18 protein-coding genes are annotated in these 25,953 nt (G+C 39.9%); 13 read left to right on the top strand and 5 right to left on the bottom strand.

Annotated features, from left to right (window positions below; all coding sequences use genetic code 11):
• Nucleotides 1–252 precede the first annotated feature (252 nt).
• The 5 genes from SK578_RS08930 to SK578_RS08910 all read left to right on the top strand — a co-directional run bounded on the left by SK578_RS08930 (nucleotide 253) and on the right by SK578_RS08910 (nucleotide 5,932).
• Complete coding sequence (locus tag SK578_RS08930) at nucleotides 253–1,953, top strand: acetolactate synthase large subunit (RefSeq protein ID WP_000411735.1); 1,701 nt, start codon at nucleotides 253–255, stop codon at nucleotides 1,951–1,953.
• Nucleotides 1,946–2,422 (top strand): acetolactate synthase small subunit, encoded by a 477-nt coding sequence (gene ilvN, locus SK578_RS08925; RefSeq protein ID WP_001253803.1) that lies wholly within the window; start codon nucleotides 1,946–1,948, stop codon nucleotides 2,420–2,422. Before SK578_RS08930 ends, ilvN begins: the two co-directional genes overlap by 8 nt.
• 64 nt (nucleotides 2,423–2,486) lie before the next feature.
• Nucleotides 2,487–3,509, top strand: coding sequence for a ketol-acid reductoisomerase (gene ilvC, locus SK578_RS08920; RefSeq protein WP_042751709.1), 1,023 nt, complete (start codon nucleotides 2,487–2,489; stop codon nucleotides 3,507–3,509).
• Nucleotides 3,510–3,621: 112 nt separating this feature from the next.
• Nucleotides 3,622–4,872, top strand: coding sequence for a threonine ammonia-lyase IlvA (gene ilvA / locus SK578_RS08915; protein WP_042751708.1), 1,251 nt, complete (start codon nucleotides 3,622–3,624; stop codon nucleotides 4,870–4,872).
• Nucleotides 4,873–5,716: 844 nt separating this feature from the next.
• Entirely contained in the window at nucleotides 5,717–5,932 is a 216-nt protein-coding gene (locus SK578_RS08910) for a capsule biosynthesis transcriptional regulator (RefSeq protein ID WP_001130035.1), read from the top strand.
• Nucleotides 5,933–6,136: 204 nt separating this feature from the next.
• Here SK578_RS08910 and SK578_RS08900 read toward each other — a convergent pair whose 3' ends face one another.
• Both SK578_RS08900 and SK578_RS08895 read right to left on the bottom strand, forming a co-directional pair.
• Nucleotides 6,137–6,877: an amino acid ABC transporter ATP-binding protein gene (locus SK578_RS08900; protein ID WP_000189477.1), complete on the bottom strand. Its 741-nt coding sequence runs from the start codon at nucleotides 6,875–6,877 to the stop codon at nucleotides 6,137–6,139.
• Nucleotides 6,877–8,442, bottom strand: coding sequence for an ABC transporter substrate-binding protein/permease (locus tag SK578_RS08895; protein ID WP_042751707.1), 1,566 nt, complete (start codon nucleotides 8,440–8,442; stop codon nucleotides 6,877–6,879). The genes SK578_RS08900 and SK578_RS08895 overlap by 1 nt, the downstream gene beginning before the upstream one ends.
• A gap of 139 nt (nucleotides 8,443–8,581) precedes the next feature.
• Between SK578_RS08895 and SK578_RS08890 the strand changes: the two genes are divergently transcribed.
• Nucleotides 8,582–10,471, top strand: coding sequence for a DUF2207 domain-containing protein (locus SK578_RS08890; protein ID WP_042751706.1), 1,890 nt, complete (start codon nucleotides 8,582–8,584; stop codon nucleotides 10,469–10,471).
• Between the two features lie 60 nt (nucleotides 10,472–10,531).
• A complete protein-coding gene (locus tag SK578_RS08885) occupies nucleotides 10,532–11,377 on the top strand; it encodes an undecaprenyl-diphosphate phosphatase (protein WP_042751705.1) in 846 nt (281 codons plus the stop codon).
• A 32-nt stretch (nucleotides 11,378–11,409) separates the two neighbouring features.
• On the opposite strand, the gene dinB is transcribed toward SK578_RS08885, so the two are convergent.
• The gene (gene dinB, locus SK578_RS08880; protein ID WP_042751704.1) at nucleotides 11,410–12,471 is read right to left on the bottom strand and encodes a DNA polymerase IV; all 1,062 of its coding nucleotides are present in this window, start codon (nucleotides 12,469–12,471) and stop codon (nucleotides 11,410–11,412) included.
• A 238-nt stretch (nucleotides 12,472–12,709) separates the two neighbouring features.
• Here dinB and pflB point away from each other — a divergent pair, with 238 nt between their 5' ends.
• Together pflB and SK578_RS08870 are read left to right on the top strand one after the other, a co-directional pair.
• Nucleotides 12,710–15,034: a formate C-acetyltransferase gene (gene pflB, locus SK578_RS08875; protein WP_000260631.1), complete on the top strand. Its 2,325-nt coding sequence runs from the start codon at nucleotides 12,710–12,712 to the stop codon at nucleotides 15,032–15,034.
• 357 nt (nucleotides 15,035–15,391) lie between these two features.
• Complete coding sequence (locus tag SK578_RS08870) at nucleotides 15,392–17,497, top strand: ATP-dependent Clp protease ATP-binding subunit (protein WP_042751703.1); 2,106 nt, start codon at nucleotides 15,392–15,394, stop codon at nucleotides 17,495–17,497.
• Between the two features lie 61 nt (nucleotides 17,498–17,558).
• On the opposite strand, the gene SK578_RS08865 is transcribed toward SK578_RS08870, so the two are convergent.
• On the bottom strand, nucleotides 17,559–18,041 hold the full coding sequence (locus SK578_RS08865) for an S-ribosylhomocysteine lyase (protein WP_042751702.1): 483 nt from the start codon (nucleotides 18,039–18,041) through the stop codon (nucleotides 17,559–17,561).
• A 94-nt stretch (nucleotides 18,042–18,135) separates the two neighbouring features.
• Nucleotides 18,136–19,620, bottom strand: a complete 1,485-nt coding sequence (locus SK578_RS08860) for a DUF1846 domain-containing protein (RefSeq protein ID WP_042751701.1) — start codon at nucleotides 19,618–19,620, stop codon at nucleotides 18,136–18,138.
• Between the two features lie 152 nt (nucleotides 19,621–19,772).
• On the opposite strand from SK578_RS08860, the gene SK578_RS08855 reads away from it, so the two are divergent.
• From SK578_RS08855 to cps4B, 4 genes are all read left to right on the top strand, one after another.
• Nucleotides 19,773–21,380 carry a glycoside hydrolase family 13 protein gene (locus SK578_RS08855; protein WP_042751700.1) on the top strand — a complete coding sequence of 536 codons (1,608 nt, stop codon included), beginning with the start codon at nucleotides 19,773–19,775 and terminating at the stop codon, nucleotides 21,378–21,380.
• 196 nt (nucleotides 21,381–21,576) lie between these two features.
• Nucleotides 21,577–23,535 carry a peptide ABC transporter substrate-binding protein gene (locus SK578_RS08850; RefSeq protein ID WP_042751699.1) on the top strand — a complete coding sequence of 653 codons (1,959 nt, stop codon included), beginning with the start codon at nucleotides 21,577–21,579 and terminating at the stop codon, nucleotides 23,533–23,535.
• A gap of 239 nt (nucleotides 23,536–23,774) precedes the next feature.
• Entirely contained in the window at nucleotides 23,775–25,220 is a 1,446-nt protein-coding gene (gene cpsA / locus SK578_RS08845) for an LCP family glycopolymer transferase CpsA (RefSeq protein WP_042751698.1), read from the top strand.
• Nucleotide 25,221: 1 nt separating this feature from the next.
• Nucleotides 25,222–25,953 carry a capsular polysaccharide biosynthesis protein Cps4B gene (cps4B, locus tag SK578_RS08840; RefSeq protein WP_042751697.1) on the top strand — a complete coding sequence of 244 codons (732 nt, stop codon included), beginning with the start codon at nucleotides 25,222–25,224 and terminating at the stop codon, nucleotides 25,951–25,953.

The following is a 25,953-nucleotide window of genomic DNA, read 5'->3' as shown; positions in this document are numbered from 1 at the left end:
TCATTAACTCTGCAAACGTGCAGTGCGCTCAAAAAAATTCATATAGAAATGAGTTAAAGAAATTTACAATATAAATGCAAATAAATTGCTAAAGAATGTGAATTATATTTTAAAACTTATAAAAAATAGAATAATATTCATAAATAAACGTTAAAATAGAAAATTCAGAAAATTTCTTCTTTTCTCTTGAAAAATTTTGAAAAAATGGTATGATAGTAACAAGTTATTTTTAAGAGAAGAGAAAGGGGAACAATGGAGAAAATCAGTTTAGAATCTCCTAAGACGGGGTCGGACCTAGTTTTGGAAACACTTCGTGATTTAGGAATTGATACCATCTTTGGTTATCCTGGTGGTGCAGTCTTGCCTTTTTATGATGCGATATATAATTTTAAAGGCATTCGCCACATTCTAGGGCGCCATGAGCAAGGTTGTTTGCATGAAGCTGAAGGTTATGCCAAATCAACTGGAAAGTTGGGTGTTGCCGTCGTCACTAGCGGACCGGGAGCAACAAATGCCATTACAGGGATTGCAGATGCCATGAGCGATAGTGTTCCCCTTTTGGTCTTTACAGGTCAGGTAGCGAGAGCAGGGATTGGGAAGGATGCCTTTCAGGAGGCAGACATTGTGGGAATTACCATGCCAATCACTAAGTACAATTACCAAGTTCGTGAGACAGCTGATATTCCTCGTATCATTACGGAAGCTGTCCATATCGCAACTACAGGTCGCCCAGGGCCAGTCGTAATTGACCTACCTAAAGACGTATCTGCATTAGAAACAGACTTCATTTATTCACCAGAAGTGAACCTACCAAGCTATCAGCCGACTCTTGAGCCAAATGATATGCAAATCAAGAAAATCTTGAAGCAATTATCCAAGGCTAAAAAGCCAGTCTTGCTAGCTGGAGGTGGGATTAGTTATGCTGAGGCTGCGGCAGAATTAAATGAATTTGCAGAACGCTATCAAATTCCAGTGGTAACCAGTCTTTTGGGACAAGGAACGATTGCAACGAGTCATCCATTATTCCTTGGAATGGGAGGCATGCACGGATCATTTGCAGCTAATATTGCCATGACAGAAGCTGATTTTATGATTAGTATTGGTTGCCGTTTTGATGACCGCTTGACGGGGAATCCTAAGACCTTCGCTAAGAATGCTAAGGTTGCCCACATTGATATTGACCCTGCCGAGATTGGTAAGATTATCAGTGCAGATATTCCTGTAGTTGGAGATGCTAAGAAAGCCTTGCAAATGTTGCTGGCTGAGCCGACAGTTCATAACAATACTGAAAAATGGATTGAAAAAGTCACTAAAGACAAGAACCGCGTTCGTTCTTATGATAAGAAAGAGCGTGTGGTTCAGCCGCAAGCTGTTATTGAACGCATCGGTGAATTGACGAATGGAGATGCCATTGTAGTAACAGACGTTGGTCAACACCAAATGTGGACAGCTCAGTATTATCCCTATCAAAATGAACGTCAGTTAGTGACTTCAGGTGGTTTGGGAACGATGGGATTTGGAATTCCAGCAGCAATTGGTGCTAAAATTGCTAACCCAGATAAGGAAGTAGTCTTGTTTGTTGGGGATGGCGGTTTCCAAATGACTAACCAGGAATTGGCAATTTTGAACATTTACAAGGTGCCAATCAAGGTGGTTATGCTGAACAACCACTCACTTGGAATGGTCCGCCAGTGGCAAGAATCCTTCTATGAAGGTAGAACATCTGAGTCGGTCTTTGATACCCTTCCTGATTTCCAATTGATGGCACAAGCTTATGGAATTAAAAACTATAAGTTTGACAATCCTGAGACTTTGGCTCAAGACCTTGAAGTCATCACTGAGGATGTTCCTATGCTAATCGAGGTAGATATTTCTCGTAAGGAACAGGTGTTACCAATGGTACCAGCTGGTAAGAGTAATCATGAGATGTTGGGGGTGAAGTTCCATGCGTAGAATGTTAACAGCAAAACTACAGAATCGATCAGGAGTCCTCAATCGCTTTACTGGTGTCCTGTCTCGTCGTCAGGTTAATATCGAAAGTATCTCTGTTGGAGCAACAGAAGATCCGAATGTATCGCGTATCACCATTATTATTGATGTTGCTTCACATGATGAGGTGGAGCAAATTATCAAACAGCTCAATCGTCAGATTGATGTGATTCGCATTCGTGATATTACAGACAAGCCTCATTTGGAGCGCGAGGTAATTTTGGTTAAGATGTCAGCGCCAGCCGAGAAGCGCGCTGAGATTCTAGCGATTATTCAACCTTTCCGTGCAACGGTGGTAGACGTAGCGCCAAGCTCGATTACCATTCAGATGACAGGGAATGCTGAAAAGAGTGAAGCTTTATTGCGAGTCATTCGACCATACGGTATTCGCAATATTGCTCGAACGGGTGCAACTGGATTTACCCGCGACTAAAAATCTAACTTAAATTTGTTAAACCAGCCTAAAAGGCAATAAATAATAGAAAAGAGAGAAAACTATGGCAGTTCAAATGGAATACGAAAAAGATGTTAAAGTAGCAGCACTTGACGGTAAAAAAATCGCCGTTATTGGTTATGGTTCGCAAGGACATGCGCATGCTCAAAATTTGCGTGATTCAGGTCGCGATGTCATCATCGGTGTACGTCCAGGTAAATCTTTTGACAAAGCAAAAGAAGATGGATTTGACACTTACACAGTAGCAGAAGCAACTAAATTGGCTGACGTTATCATGATTTTGGCACCAGACGAAATCCAACAAGAATTGTACGAAGCAGAAATCGCTCCAAACTTGGAAGCTGGAAATGCAGTTGGATTTGCCCATGGTTTCAATATTCACTTTGAATTTATCAAAGTTCCTGCAGATGTAGATGTCTTCATGTGTGCTCCTAAAGGACCAGGACACTTGGTACGCCGTACTTATGAAGACGGATTTGGTGTTCCAGCTCTTTACGCAGTATATCAAGATGCAACAGGAAATGCGAAAAACATTGCTATGGACTGGTGTAAAGGTGTTGGAGCAGCCCGTGTAGGTCTTCTTGAAACAACTTACAAAGAAGAAACTGAAGAAGATTTGTTTGGTGAACAAGCTGTACTTTGTGGTGGTTTGACTGCCCTTATCGAAGCAGGTTTTGAAGTCTTGACAGAAGCAGGTTACGCTCCAGAATTGGCTTACTTTGAAGTTCTTCACGAAATGAAATTGATCGTTGACTTGATATACGAAGGTGGATTCAAGAAAATGCGTCAATCTATTTCAAACACTGCTGAGTACGGTGACTATGTATCAGGTCCACGTGTAATTACTGAGCAAGTTAAAGAAAACATGAAAGCTGTCTTGGCAGACATCCAAAATGGTAAATTTGCAAATGACTTTGTAAATGACTATAAAGCTGGACGTCCAAAATTGACTGCTTACCGTGAACAAGCAGCTAATCTTGAAATTGAAAAAGTTGGTGCAGAATTGCGTAAAGCAATGCCTTTCGTTGGTAAAAACGACGACGATGCATTCAAAATCTATAACTAATTGATAGAGATTAAGGTGAAGGCGAGTTGGGGGACTAACTCGCTTTTATAATCAATTCATCTCTTTTTAAAAGATGGATTACGATAAGTATGAAATAGTCTAGGAGAAAAAGATGTTAAGTTCAAAAGATATAATTAAGGCTCATAAGGTCTTGAACGGTGTGGTTGTGAATACCCCACTGGATTATGACCATTATTTATCGGAGAAGTATGGTGCTAAGATTTATTTGAAAAAGGAAAATGCTCAACGTGTTCGCTCTTTTAAAATTCGTGGTGCCTATTATGCTATTTCCCAGCTTAGCAAGGAAGAACGTGAGCGTGGGGTAGTCTGCGCTTCTGCAGGGAATCATGCGCAGGGAGTTGCCTATACTTGTAATGAGATGGAAATTCCTGCTACTATTTTTATGCCAATTACAACTCCGCAACAAAAAATTGGTCAAGTTCGCTTTTTTGGTGGGAATTTTGTAACCATTAAACTAGTTGGGGATACCTTTGATGCCTCAGCCAAAGCAGCTCAAGAATTTACAGTCTCTGAAAATCGTACCTTTATTGATCCCTTTGATGATGCCCATGTTCAAGCTGGTCAAGGGACAGTTGCTTATGAGATTTTAGAAGAAGCTCGAAAAGAATCGATTGATTTTGATGCTGTTTTGGTTCCTGTTGGCGGCGGTGGTCTCATTGCTGGGGTTTCTACCTATATCAAGGAAACAAGTCCAGAGATTGAAGTCATTGGGGTAGAGGCTAATGGAGCGCGTTCCATGAAGGCGGCCTTTGAAGCTGGTGGACCTGTCAAACTCAAAGAAATTGACAAATTTGCGGATGGGATTGCTGTACAAAAGGTAGGTCAATTGACCTATGAAGCAACTCGTCAACATGTTCAAACCTTAGTAGGTGTCGATGAGGGATTGATTTCTGAAACCTTGATTGACCTCTACTCTAAGCAAGGGATTGTTGCAGAACCAGCTGGAGCGGCTAGTATCGCTTCTTTAGAGGTTTTGGCTGAATATATCAAGGGGAAAACTATTTGTTGTATCATTTCTGGAGGAAATAATGATATCAACCGTATGCCGGAAATGGAAGAGCGTGCCTTGATTTATGATGGGATCAAGCATTACTTTGTGGTTAATTTTCCACAGCGTCCGGGGGCTTTGCGTGAGTTTGTAAATGATATTTTGGGGCCAAATGATGATATCACACGTTTTGAGTATATCAAACGAGCTAGTAAGGGGACAGGGCCCGTATTGATCGGGATTGCCTTGGCAGATAAGCATGATTATGCAGGCTTGATTCGTCGAATGGAAGGCTTTGATCCATCTTATATTAACTTAAATGGTAATGAAACGCTCTATAATATGCTTGTCTAAGGACTAATAAAAAAATATCATATTATTTGCACAACTGATGTATAGGTGCTATAATGAGGGTGAAGAAAGGGGGCGATTCCTATGGACTTAGGAAATCGATTACGCTATTTCTATCACAAGTCATTATAGTACCTATTATTTTTTGATTCAGTTTATAGTAAGGAAGTAAAATTACTTGTTATATATAAGGAGTATTTTTAGAATCCGCTATTTTATATATGTCTAATCTGAAATTTGGTTAAATATAATAGGAATTAGAAAAAATAATCAATACTAATGAGAAACCTTATACTGAGTTGACTGAGAAGAGTGATAAGATACTAAGAAGATAAAAACAATGGAAAATGTTGGAAGATAGGATACTATTGTTTCTTAATTACTAATCTTTTTATTGGTTTAAAGAAACAAAAAGGAATCTTGATAAAGTAAATAAATAGTACCAGTTGAACAAGTGAAAAGTACTTATGCAGACAGGAAGAAAATCAAAGAAGGAGAAGAGAAATAATAGTTAGTAATAGTGTGGAGAGAAAGTCTTCTGCTATTAGAAATATCATTTTAAAGTTAGGTAAATAGAATAAAGTTGAAGATAAAACCTGTCTAATCTATCAAGAATTGGTATTTGTAAAGCATGAATATTTTTACAAATAAAAGAGTTAATAATACAATTATTTTAAAGGTATTTACTAATGGTTTATAGCAAGGGAAAACCTATATATTATCGGCTTTAATAAGATAGTAATAGAAAAATAAATCATTAATTTTATTGAATATATGTTTTTTTATTGACAAAAGTCATAAAAACGTATACAATTAAATATCGTAAAGAAGAAAATAGGAGAAGGACATGGCTAAGTCAAACTTTGAAAAAGTAGAATCAGTTGTTGGCTGGGTTCGTGATAAGAAGATCACAGGCTACCGTATCTCTAAAGAAACGAATGCGCGTGAAATGTCTATCATTGCTCTAGCGCAGGGACGTGCAAAAGTAAAAAATATTTCGTTTGAAACGGCTCTAGGTTTAATTGATTTCTATGATAAAAATCATGAAAAATTTGAAGATTAATCTTTGGATAATGGCGGATTCTTGAATAGGGTCTGCCTTTTCATTTTGATACTCAATGAAAATCAAAGAGCAAACTAGGAAGCTAGCCGTAGGTTGCTCAAAACACTGTTTTGAGGTTGCAGATAGAGCTGACGTGGTTTGAAGAGATTTTCGAAGAGTATGAGGACAGCAAAAAGACTGCACGGTTGATGCAGCCTTTTCTTTTTATTTGAGATAGCGTTGAAGGAACTCTTTTGTACGGTCTTCTTTAGGATTGGTGAAGAGGTCTTCTGGTTTGCCTTCTTCAGCAATCACGCCCTTATCCATAAAGATAACACGGTGAGAGACATCACGGGCAAATTCCATTTCGTGAGTCACTACAATCATAGTCAAGCCTTCCTGAGCTAGATCTTGCATGATTTTGAGGACTTCTCCAACCATTTCTGGATCGAGAGCTGATGTTGGTTCATCAAAGAGAATAGCGTCAGGATTCATTGAAAGAGCGCGAGCGATGGCCACACGTTGTTTTTGACCACCTGAGAGTTGTTTTGGTTTGGCTTGCCAGTAGCGTTCTCCCATGCCGACCTTTTCCAAGTTTTCTTTGGCAATCTTTTCAGCTTCTGTTCGTTCACGTTTAAGGACAGTTGTCTGAGCGACGATGGTATTTTCAAGCACGTTGAGATTTTCAAAGAGGTTAAAAGATTGGAAAACCATCCCCAACTTTTCACGGTATTGCGTGAGGTCATAGCCTTTTTCGAGGACGTTTTGTCCATGATAAAGAATTTGTCCATCAGTTGGCGTTTCAAGGAGGTTAATGGAGCGTAGGAATGTTGATTTTCCGCTTCCAGAGCTTCCGATGATAGAGATTACCTCTCCCTTGTGGACAGTTAGAGAAATGTCTTTTAGCACTTCGTTTTGTCCATAGGATTTTTTGAGATGTTTAATTTCAAGGATTGCTTGTGTCATTATTTCAAATCCTCCGTTTGCATTTGGTTAGCACCTGTAGTATAGGTATCCATGTCCATGCGGCGTTCGATGAAGCGTAGGATACGTGTTACGGTGAAGGTGAGGACAAAGTAAATCACGGCGATGATTGTAAATGTCTGGAAGTATTGATAGGTTTGAGTTGCCACGGTATTTCCTGAGAAATAAAGTTCGACAACAGAGATAACGTTCAATACAGATGTATCTTTGATATTGATGACAAATTCATTACCAGTTGCTGGTAGGATGTTACGAACTACCTGAGGGAGGACAATCTTACGCATGGTTTGATTATGGGTCATACCAAGAGCAGTCGCAGCTTCAAATTGTCCCTTGTCAACTGCTAAGATACCACCACGTACGATTTCAGTCATGTAGGCACCAGTGTTAATCGAAACGATGAAGATAGCAGCCAGTGTGCGGTCAAGGTTGATCCCGAAAGCTTGGGCAGTTCCATAGTAGATAACCATCGATTGAACGATCATTGGGGTACCACGGAAAATTTCAATGTAGACATTGAGGATCCAGCCGACTAGTTTTTGTAAGCCATAAATGGCTTTGTTTTCAGATAGAGGAGCAGTACGGAAGACACCAATGGCAAGACCGATAATGAGACCTATGATGGTTCCGACGATAGAGATTAAAAGAGTGATACCAGCACCACGCAACAGTTGTTGCCAGTTTTCAGAAAGAATTTTAGCGACTTGGCTAAAGAAACTACTGCTAGTCTCTTCAGTTGTTGTAGCTTCGGCAGGTTGCTCTTTGATCATACGATCCATCAAGGCAACTTGATCGTCTTTTGAAATGGTTTCAATGCTGGCATTGATTTGGCTAATACGATTGTCATCTTTACGAAGTCCGATGGCGATAGCTGTATCTTCTTCCCCAGTTTTGAAACCTGGTTCTACTTGGACCATCTTAAACTTAGAGTTCGCAGCTTCAGCGGTCAGAGCTTCTGGGCGTTCAGAAACATAGGCATCGATGACACCAGCTTCAAGAGCTTGGCGCATTTGAGCGAAGTCTCCCATGGCTGTTTCTTTTTTAGCACCTGGGATTTGTGCAATCAAGTCGTAAAGGTAAACACCTTGTTGAGAAGTGATTTTCGCACCGTTAAAGTCATCCAAAGATTTTGCGTTTGCATAAGTAGAATCTTTTTTGACAAGCAAAACTGGTTCGCTAGTGTAGTAACTGCTTGAAAAGGCAATTTCTTGTTTACGCTCGGCAGTAGGACTCATACCTGCGATAATCATGTCAATCTTACCAGAAGTAAGGGCAGGAACTAGGCCTTCCCACTTTGTTTTAACAACCAAAGGTTCTTTACCTAAGTCCTTAGCGATTTTCTTGGCGATTTGAACATCGTATCCGTTAGCATACTGGTTAGTCCCATCGATTTTGACAGCCCCATTGCTATCGTCGTCCTGTGTCCAGTTAAATGGGGCGTATGCGGCTTCCATCCCGATGCGTAAATATTCATCGGCTTGGGCAACATTGACAAGTCCCAGCATCAGCAAGAGACTTGTGAAAATAGATAAGTATATTTTTCTCATGATTTCTCCTATTTCTAATCTATTAAAAAATAACTGTCTCCTATTTTATCGAAAAAAAATCTATTTTTCAATACAGGTAAGCCCTTACTTATGAAAAAATGATATAATGATAGCAAAGATAAAAAAGGGGGTTTAGTTGATGAAAAAAACTTTTTTCTTGCTGTTATTTTGTTTGTTTTGTATGTTTCCACTCTCGGTTTTTGCCATTGATTATAAGATTCCGTCTTATCAGGGGGATTTGTATATTCATGCAGACAATAGGGCAGAATTTCGACAAAAGATTGTTTATCAGTTTGAAGATGATTTTAATGGTCAACTTGTAGGTCTTGGTCGTGCAGGAAAGATGCCTAGCGGCTTTCAAATTGATCCTCATCCAAAGGTTCAGGTCTTTAAAAATGGCCGTGAAATAGCAGGTGTTGAGAGTCAAGTAATAGAAGAAACAGAAGGTTATACTGTCAAAATCTTTAATCCAGGTCAGGAAGGCGACATAGTTGAAGTTGATATTACTTGGAACTTAAAGAATTTGCTTTTCCTTTATGATGACATCGCTGAATTAAATTGGCAACCTCTGACAGATAGTTCAGGAATTATTGGAAAGTTTGAATTTCATGTAAGGGGAGATAAGGGGGCTGAAAAACTCTTTTTCCATACAGGGAAACTTTTTAGAGAGGGAACGATTGAAAAGAGTAACCTTGATTATACTATCCGTTTAGACGATCTTCCGCCTAAGCGTGGAGTTGAATTGCATGCATACTGGCCTCGAACTGATTTTGCTAGCGCTAGGGATCAGGGATTGAAAGGGAATCGCTTAGAAGAGTTTAATAAGATAGAAGACTCGATTGTTAGAGAAAAAGAGCAAAGTAAACAACTCGTTACTTGGGTCTTCCCTTCGATACTTTCTATCTCCTTGTTATTGAGTGTCTGCTTCTATTTTATTTATAGAAGAAAGACCACTCCTTCGGTCAAATATGCCAAAAATCATCGTCTCTATGAACCACCAATGGAATTAGAACCTATGGTTTTATCAGAAGCAGTCTACTCGACCTCCTTGGAGGAAGTGAGTCCCTTGGTCAAGGGAGCTGGAAAATTCACCTTTGATCAACTTATTCAAGCTACCTTGCTAGATGTGATAGACCGTGGAAATGTCTCTATCATTTCAGAAGGAGATGCAGTTGGTTTGAGGCTAGTAAAAGAAGATGGTTTGTCAGGCTTTGAGAAAGACTGTCTAGATCTGGCTTTTTCAGGCAAAAAAGAAGAAACTCTTTCCAATTTGTTTGCGGATTACAAGGTATCTGATAGTCTTTATCGTAGAGCAAAAGTTTCTGATGAAAAACGGATTCAAGCAAAGGGGCATCAGCTCAAATCTTCTTTTGAAGAAGTATTGAAAGAGATGCAAGAAGGAGTGAGAAATAGAGTTACCTTCTGGGGGCTTCCGGATTACTACCGTCCTTTAACTGGTGGGGAAAAGGCCTTGCAAGTGGGTATGGGTGCTTTGACTATCCTGCCCCTATTTATCGGATTTGGCTTGTTCTTGTACAGTTTGGATGTTTATGGCTATCTTTACATCCCCTTGCCAATACTTGGTTTTCTAGGTTTGGTTTTGGCTGTTTTCTATTATTGGAAGCTTCGACTAGATAATCGTGATGGTGTCCTGAATGAAGCAGGGGCAGAAGTCTACTATCTCTGGACCAGTTTTGAAAATATGTTGCGTGAGATTGCAAGATTGGATCAGGCTGAATTGGAAAGTATTGTGGTCTGGAATCGCCTTTTGGTCTATGCGACCTTATTTGGCTATGCGGACAAGGTCAGTCATTTGATGAAGGTTCATCAGATTAAAGTGGGAAATCCAGATATCAATCTCTATGTAGCTTATGGCTGGCACGGTATGTTTTATCATTCAAGCGCGCAAATGAGCCATTATGCCAGCATCGCAAACACAGCAAGTACCTATTCCGTATCTTCTGGAAATGGAAGTTCTGGCGGTGGCTTCTCCGGAGGTGGAGGCGGTGGCAGTATTGGTGCCTTTTAAAGAGAACTGTCACAGACTAAAAAAATATGCTATAATGGAAGATAGAAAAAGGAGTAATCTATGTATCTTATTGAAATTTTAAAATCTATCTTCTTCGGTATTGTTGAAGGAATTACAGAATGGCTGCCGATTTCAAGTACAGGTCACTTGATTTTAGCAGAGGAATTTATCCAATACCAAAATCAAAATGAAGTCTTTATGTCCATGTTTAATGTCGTGATTCAGCTTGGTGCGATTTTGGCGGTTATGGTGATTTACTTTAATAAGCTCAATCCCTTTAAACCGGGTAAAGACAAGCAGGAAGTTCGTCGAACTTGGCAATTGTGGTCTAAAGTTCTTGTAGCTACTTTACCTTTGCTTGCAGTGTTTAAGTTTGATGATTGGTTTGATACTCACTTCCATAATATGGTTTCAGTTGCTCTCATGCTAATCATCTACGGGGTCGCCTTCATCTATTTGGAAAAACGTAATAAAGTGCGCGCTATTGAGCCAAGTGTGACTGAACTGGACAAGCTTCCTTATACAACGGCTTTATATATTGGGCTCTTCCAAGTTCTGGCTCTTTTACCAGGTACTAGTCGTTCTGGGGCAACGATCGTCGGTGGTTTGTTAAATGGAACCAGTCGTTCTGTTGTGACAGAATTTACCTTCTATCTTGGAATTCCAGTTATGTTTGGAGCTAGTGCCTTAAAGATTTTCAAATTTGTGAAAGCAGGACAGCTCTTGAGCTTTGGGCAATTATTCTTGCTCTTGGTTGCGATGGGAGTAGCCTTTGCAGTTAGCATGGTCGCTATTCGTTTCTTGACAAGCTATGTGAAAAAACACGACTTTACCCTTTTCGGTAAATACCGTATTGTACTCGGTAGCGTCTTGCTACTGTATAGCTTTGTCCGTTTATTTGTATAAGAAAAACCTTGAAGGGTCAACTCTTCAAGGTTTTAAAATCCAGTCACGGTAATCCCCAGCAGGCGGACACCTCTTTCTTTCTCACTTAATTCTTCATAGAGTTGCAGGGCTATTTGGCTTATCTGACTAGCATCCTGTGTTCTTTGAGTCAGACTTTTTCGTTTAGTAAGAGTTGAAAAGTCCTCGTAGCGGATTTTCAAAATGACAATTTTTCCAGCTTTTTCTTGTTGACTGAGATTGAGAGCGACTCTTTCTGATAGAAGAGTCAGCTCTTTTTTGATGTCTTCCTCGGCACGGAGAATCTTTCCATAGGTTTTCTCCTTGCCGATGGATTTACGGATACGATTGGATTTGACTGGAGAGTTGTGAATGCCACGAGCCTTTCGATAAAGGTCATAACCCAGTCTACCAAAACGGTCTATCAGAGTCACTTCAGGAACTTCAAGTAGGTCAGCGCCAGTAAAAATACCCATTTGATGAAGTCGTTCCACCGTCTTTTTTCCTACTCCATGAAACTTGGAAATATCCATTTGTTTGAGAAAGTCCTCAGCCTGGTTAGGTAGAATCACTGTCAGACCATGTGGCTTTTGATAATCACTGGCCATTTTAGCTAAGAATTTGTTGTAGGAAACGCCAGCAGAAGCAGTCAGGTGCAGTTCTTGCCAGATATCCTCTTGAATGAGGCGAGCGATTTTGACCGCTGACTTGATACCGAGTTTATTTTCTGTCACATCCAAATAGGCTTCGTCAATACTCATAGGTTCAATCAAATCTGTATAGCGCTTAAAAATAGTTCGAATTTGGAGTCCCACAGATTTGTATTTCTCATAATTCCCTGAGATAAAGACAGCCTGGGGGCAACGCTCATAAGCTTCCTTGGAACTCATGGCAGAATGGACACCAAAAGCTCTTGCCTCATAGCTACAGGTAGAAACGACTCCCCGCCCACCTGTTTGCCGAGGGTCGCTTCCAATAATGACAGGTTTTCCTCTGAGTTTAGGATTATCCCTGATTTCTACCGCAGCAAAAAAGGCATCCATGTCAATATGGATGATTTTTCTTGACAAATCATTTAATAAGGGGAAAATCAACATGCCTAGCACCTTTTTTACAGCTTATTTTCTTTTATTATACCCTTTTTTCTGAAAAAAAGAAAAAAGGACTTCGTTTTTTCAAAAATATAATACAGTTTGAGGAAAAATATAGACTGTTTTAGAAAAGAAAGTGTAAAAACAGGGATTTTTTGCTTGTTGAAATCGGTTACTGTATGGTATACTTGTCTCATGAATGTAACAGATGACTGTTACTAGAAAGAAAAAAGAGGACATTAACATGGTTGTTAAGACAGTTGTTGAAGCACAAGATATTTTTGACAAAGCTTGGGAAGGCTTCAAAGGCGTAGATTGGAAAGAAAAAGCAAGTGTATCACGCTTCGTACAAGCTAACTACACACCTTACGATGGAGACGAAAGCTTCCTTGCAGGACCAACAGAACGTTCACTTCACATCAAAAAGATTGTAGAAGAAACTAAGGCTCACTACGAAGAAACTCGTTTTCCAATGGATACTCGTCCAACATCTATTGCTGATATCCCTGCTGGATTTATCGACAAAGAAAATGAAGTTATCTTTGGTATCCAAAACGATGAACTCTTCAAATTGAACTTCATGCCAAAAGGTGGTATCCGTATGGCTGAAACTACTTTGAAAGAAAATGGATACGAACCAGACCCAGCTGTTCACGAAATCTTCACTAAATACGTAACAACAGTTAACGACGGTATCTTCCGTGCTTACACTTCAAACATCCGTCGCGCTCGTCACGCTCACACTGTAACTGGTCTTCCAGATGCATACTCACGCGGACGTATCATCGGTGTTTACGCACGTCTTGCTCTTTACGGTGCAGACTACTTGATGCAAGAAAAAGTAAACGACTGGAATGCAATCGAAGAAATCGATGAAGAAACAATCCGTCTTCGTGAAGAAATCAATCTTCAATACCAAGCATTGCAACAAGTTGTTCGCTTGGGTGATCTTTACGGAGTTGATGTTCGCAAACCAGCGATGAACGTTAAAGAAGCTATCCAATGGGTTAACATCGCCTTCATGTCTGTCTGCCGTGTTATCAACGGTGCTGCTACATCCCTAGGTCGTGTGCCAATCGTACTGGACATCTTTGCAGAACGTGACCTTGCTCGTGGTACATTTACTGAATCAGAAATCCAAGAATTCGTTGATGATTTCGTTATGAAACTTCGTACAGTTAAATTTGCTCGTACAAAAGCTTACGACCAATTGTACTCAGGCGACCCAACTTTCATCACAACTTCTATGGCTGGTATGGGTAACGACGGTCGTCACCGTGTTACTAAGATGGACTACCGTTTCTTGAACACTCTTGACAACATCGGTAACTCACCAGAACCAAACTTGACAGTTCTTTGGACTGATAAATTGCCATACAACTTCCGTCGCTACTGTATGCACATGAGCCACAAACACTCTTCTATCCAATACGAAGGTGTAACAACAATGGCTAAAGACGGATATGGTGAAATGAGCTGTATCTCATGCTGTGTGTCTCCACTTGACCCAGAAAATGAAGAACAACGTCACAACATCCAGTACTTCGGTGCGCGTGTAAACGTATTGAAAGCCCTTCTTACTGGTTTGAACGGTGGTTACGACGATGTTCACAAAGATTACAAAGTATTTGACATCGAACCAATCCGTGACGAAGTTCTTGAATTTGAATCAGTTAAAGCTAACTTTGAAAAATCTCTTGACTGGTTGACTGACACTTACGTAGATGCTTTGAACATCATCCACTACATGACTGATAAGTACAACTACGAAGCTGTTCAAATGGCATTCTTGCCAACTAAACAACGTGCCAACATGGGATTCGGTATCTGTGGATTTGCCAACACTGTTGATACATTGTCAGCTATCAAATACGCTACAGTTAAACCAATCCGCGATGAAAATGGCTACATTTACGATTACGAAACAATCGGTGAATACCCACGTTGGGGTGAAGATGACCCACGTTCAAACGAATTGGCAGAATGGTTGATTGAAGCTTACACTACTCGTCTACGTAGCCACAAACTTTACAAAGATGCAGAAGCTACAGTATCACTTTTGACAATCACATCTAACGTTGCTTACTCTAAACAAACTGGTAACTCACCAGTCCACAAAGGTGTATACCTCAACGAAGATGGTTCTGTGAACTTGTCTAAACTTGAATTCTTCTCACCAGGTGCTAACCCATCTAACAAAGCTAAAGGTGGATGGTTGCAAAACTTGAACTCACTTTCTAGCCTTGACTTTAGTTATGCAGCTGATGGTATCTCATTGACTACACAAGTTTCACCTCGTGCTCTTGGTAAGACTCGTGATGAACAAGTTGATAACTTGGTAACAATCCTTGATGGTTACTTCGAAAACGGTGGACAACACGTTAACTTGAACGTTATGGACTTGAACGATGTTTACGAAAAGATCATGTCAGGTGAAGACGTTATCGTACGTATCTCTGGATACTGTGTAAACACTAAATACCTCACTCCAGAACAAAAAACTGAATTGACACAACGTGTATTCCACGAAGTCCTTTCAATGGATGATGCCTTGGATGCGTTGAGTTAAGATTATATAAAATAATACAAAGAAGGACTAGTTAAAAGCTAGTTCTTCTTTTTGTAAAATTTATTGGTCAATTAAAGTCAAATTACTTGACCTTTTCTGACTAATGTAGTATATTATGAAAGTAAGGTAAATGAAAACCTTGCTAGAACACTTATTTAAAGTAAAATAGAAAGAGGTGGGGTCTATGTTTAATCTAGAAATCTTTAGAAGTAAAGATAGTCTACTCCTGCTTGAAAAAGAAAAACCAGAAATAGTACGTAGAGTAGCAATCTAGCTAGTCTAAATTTTTTAACACAAAGGTCAAAGATAGTCAATATCAGAGATCGCATCTAATTAAGAATAAACGAGGTAAAGAATATGAACAACAACTTTAATAACTTTAACAACATGGATGATTTATTTAACCAATTGATGGGTGGTATGCGAGGATACAGTTCTGAAAACCGTCGCTACTTGATTAATGGACGTGAAGTGACACCTGAGGAATTTGCTCACTATCGTGCAACTGGTCAATTGCCAGGAAATGCAGAATCTGATGCGCAAATGCAACAACACGCTTCAGGTATGAAACAAGACGGTGTCCTTGCTAAACTAGGTCGTAACTTGACAGCGGAAGCTCGTGAGGGCAAGTTGGATCCTGTTATCGGACGAAACAAGGAAATTCAAGAAACAGCTGAAATCCTCTCACGTCGTACCAAGAACAATCCTGTACTTGTCGGAGATGCAGGTGTTGGTAAGACAGCCGTTGTCGAAGGTCTAGCACAAGCCATTGTGAACGGAGATGTTCCAGCTGCTATTAAGAATAAGGAAATCATTTCCATTGATATCTCAGGTCTTGAGGCTGGTACTCAATACCGTGGTAGCTTTGAAGAAAACGTTCAAAACCTAGTCAATGAGGTCAAAGAAGCGGGAAATATCATTCTCTTCTTTGATGAAATTCACCAAATCCTTGGTGCTGGATCTACTGGAGGTGACAGTGGTTCTAAAGGGCTTGCGGATATCCTCAAGCCAGCTCTCTCTCGTGGAGAATTGACAGTGATTGGAGCAACAACTCAAGACGAATACCGTAACACCATCTTGAAGAATGCAGCTCTTGCTCGTCGTTTCAACGAAGTCAAGGTCAATGCTCCTTCAGCAGAGGATACATATAAAATCCTTCAAGGAATTCGTGATCTCTATCAACAACACCACAATGTTATCTTGCCAGACGAAGTTTTGAAAGCAGCGGTGGATTATTCTGTTCAGTATATTCCTCAACGTAGCTTGCCAGATAAGGCTATTGACCTTGTCGATGTTACGGCAGCTCACTTGGCGGCGCAACATCCTGTAACAGATGTGCATGCTGTTGAACGTGAAATAGAGGTAGAAAAAGACAAGCAAGAAAAAGCAGTTGAGGCAGAAGATTTTGAAGCAGCTCTAAACTATAAAACACGCATCGCAGAATTGGAAAAGAAAATCGAAAACCACACAGAAGATATGAAAGTGACTGCAAGTGTCAACGATGTGGCTGAATCTGTAGAACGAATGACCGGTATTCCTGTGTCACAAATGGGAGCATCAGACATCGAACGTCTGAAAGATATGGCTCATCGTCTGCAAGATAAGGTAATCGGTCAAGATAAGGCAGTTGAAGCTGTAGCCCGTGCTATCCGTCGTAATCGTGCCGGTTTTGATGAAGGTAATCGCCCAATTGGTAGCTTCCTCTTTGTAGGTTCAACTGGGGTTGGTAAGACTGAACTTGCTAAACAATTGGCGCTAGATATGTTTGGAACTAAGGACGCAATCATCCGTTTGGATATGTCTGAATACAGTGATCGAACAGCCGTTTCTAAGCTAATTGGTACAACAGCAGGATATGTGGGTTATGATGACAATAGCAATACCTTAACAGAACGTATTCGTCGCAATCCATACTCTATCATTCTCTTGGATGAAATTGAAAAGGCTGATCCTCAAGTGATTACTCTTCTCCTCCAAGTTCTAGATGATGGTCGTTTGACAGATGGTCAAGGAAACACGGTAAACTTCAAGAACACTGTCATTATTGCGACATCAAATGCTGGATTTGGCTATGAAGCTAACTTGACAGAAGATGCGGATAAACCAGAATTGATGGACCGTTTGAAACAATTCTTCCGTCCAGAATTCCTCAACCGCTTTAACGCAGTCATTGAGTTCTCACACTTGACTAAGGAAGACCTTTCTAAGATTGTAGACTTGATGTTGGCTGAAGTTAACCAAACCTTGGCTAAGAAAGACATTGATTTGGTAGTCAGTCAAGCGGCTAAAGACTATATCACGGAAGAAGGGTATGACGAAGTCATGGGTGTTCGTCCTCTCCGTCGCGTGGTTGAACAAGAAATTCGTGATAAGGTGACAGACTTCCATTTGGATCACCTAGATGCCAAACACCTAGAAGCAGATATGGAAGCCGGTGTTTTAGTCATTCGTGAAAAAGCCTAAGACAGAATTTTGAGAATAAAAAAGAAGGAACCGGCTGAAAAAACTGGTTCCTTTTTTATGTTTAAATCACATGACGCTCAAAGGCATCATCTGAAATTCCTTGTTCTAGGATGAGTTTTGCCCATTCTTTAGCAGAGAAGAGGCTGTGATCCTTGTAGTTTCCGCAAGATTCGATGGTTGTTCCAGGGACATCTTCCCAAGTAGTAGTCTCAGCGATTTCTTTGAGCGAATCCTTGATAACAGCCGCGATTTCAGCACTGGTGTGACGTCCCCACATAATCATGTGGAAGCCTGTACGGCACCCAAATGGTGAACAGTCAATCATACCGTCAATACGGGTACGGATGAGTTTGGCTAAGAGGTGCTCGATAGTGTGAAGGCCAGCAGTAGGGATAGAGTCTTCATTGGGTTGCACTAAACGAATATCATAATTGGAGATGACATCTCCCTTTGGCCCTTTTTCCTCCCCAATCAAGCGAACATAGGGTGCTTTAACAATGGTGTGGTCAAGTTCAAAACTTTCAACAATAACTTCTTTTGACATGGTAAATCCTTTCAGTTTTCTTCTTTCATTATAACACAAAGCTGGCTCCTGAGACAGAGAGAAAACCTCTCCGAGAGTGGAGAGGTTGAAATCTTTATTTACGATACAAGCGGTCGTATTGGTAGTAAGGGTCAAAGGTTACATTGATACCCAATTTGCGAAGGACATTCTTGTCTTCATCTGTCAAGATGATGGTTGAGTGAGCTTCGCTTCCTTTGAGGTTACCAAGTTCTTCCATGGCGCGGGCAGCATCAGGATTTTCTGTAGCTGTGATAGCAAGTGCAATCAGGATTTCATTTGAATGAAGGCGCGGATTGCGACTGCCGAGATGATCGATTTTAAGACCTTGGATTGGCTTAACAACTTCAGGTTCGATTAGTTTCACTTCTTTAGCAATATCAGCTGATTTCTTGATAGCGTTGATAAGAGCAGCGGCTGTAGGGCCAAAGAGTTCTGAGTTTTTACCTGTGACGATTTCCCCATTTGGCAATTCAAGGGCTAGGGCTGGTCCGCTAGTTTCTTCTGCTTTTTGACGGGCAATAACTGCAACCTTGCGGTCTGCAGGTGTGATACCCAGGTCGTTCATGAGCAACTCGATTTTCTTGACAGCTGCTTCACCAACTTTTTCGGCTTTGAAATCGAGGACTGTTTGATAGTAGCGACGAATGATTTCTTGCTTAGAAGCTTCGACAGCAGCCTCATTATCTGTAATAGCAAAACCAACCATATTGACACCCATGTCTGTCGGAGAAGCGTATGGAGACTCTCCTAGAATGCGTTCCAACATGCGCTTGAGCACTGGGAAAATCTCGATATCACGGTTGTAGTTGACAGTGGTCTCTCCGTAGGTTTGGAGATGGAAGGGGTCAATCATGTTGACATCATCAAGGTCAGCTGTGGCAGCCTCGTAGGCCAAATTGACTGGGTGATGAAGGGGAAGATTCCAGACTGGGAAGGTTTCAAATTTAGCGTAACCAGACTTGATACCATTAATTTGGTCGTGGTACATATTGGACATACAGGTTGCCAATTTTCCAGAACCAGGTCCAGGAGCGGTTACGACGATCAAGTTACGACTGGTTTTGATGTAGTCATTTTTCCCCATACCTTCTGGAGAAATGATGTGATCCATATCTGTCGGATATCCTTTGATTGGATAATGAAGATAAGAGTCAATTCCGTTTTTCTCGAGTTGATTGCGGAAGGCATCTGCAGCGGGTTGGCCAGCGTATTGTGTAATGACCACTGAGCCAACAAAAATACCTAATTCATTGAATTTATCAATCAAACGAAGAACTTCTTGGTCATAAGAAATGCCCAAGTCACCACGTGCTTTGGAATGCTCGATATTGCTAGCATTAATAGCAATCACAACCTCAACCTGCTCTTTCAATTCTTGTAAGAGCTTGATTTTGTTGTCAGGCTCATAACCGGGAAGAACGCGAGCAGCGTGGAAATCTTCTAACATTTTGCCGCCAAACTCCAAGTAGAGCTTGCCGTCAAATTGGTTAATGCGCTCCAAAATGTGGTCGCGCTGTAGATTCAAATATTGTTCAGAACTAAAAGCTTGTTTTTTCATTTTTTTACCTCTGACCTCTATTATAATAAAAAATTGGAAGTTAGGAAACTATGGAGTTAAAAAAGGAATCAAAAAGATTAGGCAAACGCTTGCATAAAACTCTGAAAAGCGCTATCATAGATTACAGATTATTAAAATAATGAGGTAAGAAGATGCAAGAAAAATGGTGGCACAATGCCGTAGTCTATCAAGTCTATCCTAAGAGCTTTATGGATAGCAACGGAGATGGAATTGGTGATTTGCCAGGAATTACCAGTAAGTTAGACTATCTAGCCAAGTTAGGAATTACAGCGATTTGGCTTTCTCCAGTTTATGACAGTCCTATGGATGATAATGGCTATGATATTGCTGATTATCAAGCGATTGCAGCTATTTTCGGAACCATGGAGGATATGGACCAACTGATCGCGGAAGCTAAGAAGCGTGATATTCGTATCATCATGGACTTAGTGGTCAATCATACCTCAGATGAGCATGCTTGGTTTGTCGAGGCCTGTGAAAATCCTGATAGCCCTGAACGAGACTACTATATCTGGCGGGATGAACCCAACGATTTAGATTCTATCTTTAGTGGTTCTGCTTGGGAATACGATGAAAAGTCAGGTCAATACTATCTTCACTTTTTCAGTAAGAAACAGCCGGATCTCAACTGGGAAAATGAAAAACTTCGCCAGAAAATTTATGAGATGATGAACTTCTGGATTGATAAAGGCATTGGCGGCTTCCGTATGGATGTCATCGACATGATTGGCAAAATTCCTGATGAGAAGGTAGTCAATAATGGACCTATGCTCCATCCTTATCTCAAGGAGATGAATCAGGCGACCTTTGGCGATAAGAATCTCTTGACAGTAGGGGAGACTTGGGGAGCAACTCCAGAGATTGCCAAGCTCTACTCTGATCCAAAGGGACAAGAATTGTCTATGGTCTTCCAGTTTGAGCACATCTGTCTTCAGTATCAGGAAGGTCAACCTAAATGGCACTACCAAAAAGAGTTAAATATCGCTAAGTTAAAAGAAATCTTCAACAAATGGCAGACAGAATTAGGAGTTGAGGACGGCTGGAATTCGCTCTTCTGGAACAATCATGACCTCCCTCGTATCGTTTCTATCTGGGGAAATGACCAAGAATACCGCGAAAAATCTGCTAAAGCCTTTGCCATTTTGCTTCATTTGATGAGAGGGACACCTTATATCTACCAAGGTGAGGAGATTGGGATGACCAACTATCCGTTTGAGACGCTTGACCAAGTAGAAGATATTGAATCCCTCAACTATGCGCGTGAAGCTCTTGAAAAAGGTGTTCCGATGGAAGAAATCATGGACAGTATCCGTGTCATTGGACGTGACAATGCTCGTACGCCTATGCAATGGGATGAGAGTAAAAACGCTGGTTTCTCAACAGGTCAACCATGGTTGGCAGTAAATCCAAACTATCAAGCAATCAACGTTCAAGAAGCGCTGGCAAATCCAGATTCTATTTTCTATACTTATCAGAAACTGGTCCAAATTCGTAAGGAAAACAGCTGGCTGATTCGAGCTGACTTTGAATTGTTTGATACAGCTGACAAGGTCTTTGCTTATATCCGTAAAGATGGTGACCGTCGATTCCTAGTCGTAGCTAACTTGTCCAATGAAGAACAAGACTTGAACATAGAAGGAAACGTCAAATCTGTCTTGATTGAAAACACCGTGGTTCAAGAAGTCTTTGAAAAACAAATCTTGGCTCCATGGGATGCTTTCTGTGTAGAATTACTATAAACATTTTTTACAGAAAAATCTAAAAATCGAAATCGTATAAAAACAAGGGAGGACTGTATGAAAGGCAGAAATCCTTTGTTTTTTTATGGCAAAGATTTATAAACTTTCATTCTAGAAATTCAATTAACTTTACAAATTTCCACTATTTTGATAAAATAAACCTATGTTATAAAAACTAACATAAAGGAGAAAGAAGATGACTACAAAAAAGCGTATCCTTAGTGCAGGCCTGACTGTTGCAGCTGCTTTGCTTTTAGCTGCTTGCGGACAATCAGGTTCAGATACAAAAACTTACTCATCAACCTTTAGTGGAAACCCAACTACATTTAATTATTTATTAGACTACTATGCTGATAATACAGCCATCATTACCAACCTAGTTGATGGTTTGCTTGAAAATGACAACTACGGGAACTTAGTTCCGTCTTTGGCGGAAGACTGGTCTGTTTCAAGCGATGGTCTGACTTATACCTACAAACTGAGAAAAGATGCCAAATGGTTCACGGCTGACGGTGAAGAGTACGCCCCAGTCAAAGCACAAGATTTTGTGACAGGTATCAAGTACGCAGTGGATAATAAATCACAGGCCATTGACTTGATTCAAAACTCTATCAAGGGCTTGAATGATTATATTACAGGAGCGGATTCTGATTTCTCTAAGGTTGGGGTGAAAGCTGTTGACGACCAGACTGTTGAGTATACTTTGGCACGTCCAGAGCCTTACTGGAATTCAAAAACAACAAATAGTATTCTTTTCCCGGTAAATGAAGAGTTTTTAAACTCAAAAGGGAAAGATTTTGGGACCCTATCTCCAGATAGCATTCTCTACAGCGGACCTTATTTGTTAAAAGATTTTACATCAAAATCATCTATCGAGTATGTGAAAAATCCCCATTACTATGATCATGACAAAGTATCAATTGAACACGTGAAATTGGCCTATTTTGATGGTTCAGACCAAGAATTGACCATCCGTAACTTTGAAAGTGGAGCTTATTCTATCGCGGGGGTTTATCCAAATAGTTCTAACTTCGCCAAGACCAAGGAGAAATATAAGGATAATATCGTCTATAGCTTGCAAGACAAGACTTCTTGGTATTTTAATTTCAACGTCAACCGGAAGGCTTACAATCACACTGCTAAAACGACAGATGAGCAGAAGAAGTCAACTGAGACAGCTGTCTTGAACAAAAACTTCCGGCAAGCAATGAACTTTGCCTTGGATCGTGGAGCCTACTCTGCTCAGTCAAATGGGGAAGAAGCAGCTAGTAAAACTCTTCGTAATACCCTAGTGCCTCCTACATTTGTCCAAGTTGGGGACAAGACCTTTGGAGAAGTAGTGGCTTCTAAATTGGTCAACTATGGTACAGAATGGTCAGGTATTAACTTGGCAGATGCTCAAGATGCTTATTTCAACAAAGAAAAAGCACAAGCAAAATTTGCAGAAGCTAAAAAAGAATTGGCAAGTCAAGGTGTGACTTTCCCAATTCACTTGGATGTGGCAGTTGATCAGACAAGTAAAAACGCTGTGACAGGCATGAACTCAGTTAAGCAGACCCTTGAGTCAGTTTTAGGTGCTGATAACATTGTCATTGATGTTCAGCAACTTTCAACAGATGATTTTAATAATGTAGCCTTCTTGGCACCGACACCAGCTGATCGTGACTATGATTTGAACTTTGATGGTTGGGTAGGTGACTACCAAGATCCGTCAACTTATCTCAATCCTTTCAATGCTGAGGATGGGTTCTACCTCAAGATTTTTGGTCTAGATGCTCAGGAAGATAAAGCTAAAATTGCTAGCTTGGGTCTTGATACCTACACCAAGATGCTCAAAGATGCAGATAGCGAAAATAAAGATGTAGCCAAACGTTATGAAAAATATGCTGAAGCACAGGCTTGGATGATTGACAATTCTCTGATTATGTCAGCTATGTCGAGCGGTGGAACAGCATCTGTAACCAAAGTAACGCCATTTACAAGAGGTTATTCACTAGTCGGCATCAAGGGCGACGGCAATAACTACAAGTACATGAGACTGCAAAAAGACACTGTGACTACCAAGCAGTATGAAGAAGCTAAGACCAAATGGGAGCAAGAAAGCAAAAAAGCAATCGAAAAAGCTCAAAAAGAAGCAGAAAATCATGTCAAATAGATGAACGAGGTTCCGTAAGGGACCTTGTTTGTTATATTTTTGATTCGTATTCCTCTGTCTATGAAACGAGAATGTCAAAATAGGAAGCGATAGATACTATACAGGTTATAAAAAAACAATTATTCCTTCGGAGTGCATTTAGAAGATGTATTGAAAACGCTGATAAAAAAAGGAATAAATGGAAATTATTTCATGATTGTGATATAATAATTCTGATAATCAACATATAGGGGAAAACTATGAATAAACGTTCAAAAAGAGCCCGTTCGGGTAAAGTTAAGCGGAGCATTAATATAGCTTTATTAACCATTTATGTATTATTGGGTGGTTTTTTGCTGTTCTTGATTTTTAGACATAATATATTGGCGTTTAGATACCTGAATGTTATGACGGCAGCTGTAGTGATTTTGGTCGCTTTAGCGAGTCTGCTTTTGATCATTTATAGAAAAGCAGAAAAGTTTACAATTTTCTTTTTAACACTAGCTATTTTAATGAGTTCAGTTTCTTTTTTTGCACTGCAACAATTTGTCGGCTTTACTAGTCATATCAATTCTACGTCAAATTACTCAGAATACTCAATGAGTGTTGTTGTTCTGAAAGATAGTGATGTTCATAATGTCACGCAATTAGATAGTGTTACAGGACCTACGGATACTGATAATGATAATATTCAAAAATTGATAGCTGATATCAAAACTAGTCAGAGCAAAGAATTGACGGTTGAACAAAGCACCTCATACCTTGCAGCTTATAAGAGCTTGGTATCAGGTGAAGCAAAAGCGATTGTCTTAAATAGCGTCTTTGAAAATATTATAGAATCTGAATACCCTGATTACGCATCAAAAATTAGGAAAATCTACACTAAAAATATCACCAAAGAAGTAGCTGCTCCTAAAGTTTCTAAGAACAAATCCTTCAATGTCTATGTGAGTGGTATTGACACTTACGGACCAATTAGTTCAGTTTCTCGTTCAGATGTCAACATTTTGATGACTGTTAATCAAGATTCAAAAAAAATTCTATTGACAACAACCCCTCGAGATTCTTATGTTCCGATTGCTGACGGCGGGAATAATCAAAAAGATAAGTTGACTCATGCAGGTATTTATGGAGTTGACTCCTCTATTCATACTTTGGAAAATCTTTATGGAGTTGATATTAATTACTATGTTCGTCTAAACTTCACTTCGTTCTTGAAATTGATTGACCTTTTAGGTGGTGTAGATGTATACAATGATCAGGAGTTTACATCTCGTCACGGGAAGTTCCACTTCCCAGTAGGAAATGTCCATTTAGATTCTGAACAAGCTCTTGGGTTTGTTCGTGAACGCTATTCGTTGGCTGATGGAGATCGTGACCGTGGTCGTAATCAACAAAAGGTTATTGTCGCAATTATTCAGAAATTAACTTCTACTGAAGCCTTAAAAAATTATAGTGATATTATTCAAGGTTTGCAAGATTCCCTTCAAACAAATATGCCTATCGAAACGATGATAGATTTGATTAATACTCAATTGGAGAGTGGTGGTAGTTATAAAGTCAACTCTCAAGACCTCAAAGGTACAGGTCGAATGGGACTTCCTTCTTATGCTATGCCAGATAGTAACCTCTATATGATGGAAATCGATGATAGTAGTTTAGCAACTGCTAAAAGTGCGATACAAGATGTGATGGAGGGAAGATGATATGATTGATATCCACTCTCACATTGTCTTTGATGTAGATGACGGGCCAAAGTCTATAGAAGATAGTAAATCTCTTTTAAGAGAAGCATATAATCAAGGAGTTCGGATGATTGTTTCGACTTCACATCGTCGAAAAGGGATGTTTGAAACTCCAGAAGAAAAAATAGCGACGAATTTTTTAAAGGTTCGTGAAATTGCTAAAGAAGTGGCAGATGATTTGGTCATTGCTTACGGAGCAGAGATATACTATACTCCGGATGTTCTAGAAAAATTAGAAAACAAGCGCATTCCTACTCTCAATAACAGTCGTTATGCTTTGATTGAATTTAGTATGAATACACCCTATCGCGATATTCATAAAGGGTTAAGCAATATTTTGATGTTAGGGATTACCCCAGTGATTGCTCATATTGAACGTTATGATGCGTTGGAAAACAATGAAAAACGTGTTAGGGAACTGATTGATATGGGATGCTATACGCAAGTAAATAGTTCTCATGTTCTAAAACCTAAGCTCTTTGGTGAAACCTATAAATTTATGAAAAAGAGAGCCCAATATTTTTTGGAGAGAGACCTGGTTCATGTCATTGCAAGTGACATGCATAACTTAGATAGTAGACCTCCCTACATGGAGGATGCTCGTCAGATTATTTCTAAAAAGTATGGTAGAGACAAGGCAGAAGAGCTATTTGTAGAGAACCCTAGGAAAATTATAATGGATCAAATAATTTAG

It is taken from the genome of Streptococcus mitis, from assembly GCF_000722755.1.
Classification (GTDB): Bacteria; Bacillota; Bacilli; order Lactobacillales; family Streptococcaceae; genus Streptococcus; species Streptococcus mitis_CM.
Note: the sequence above shows the minus strand (reverse complement) of the source record. Positions and strands in the feature narration are given on the sequence as shown.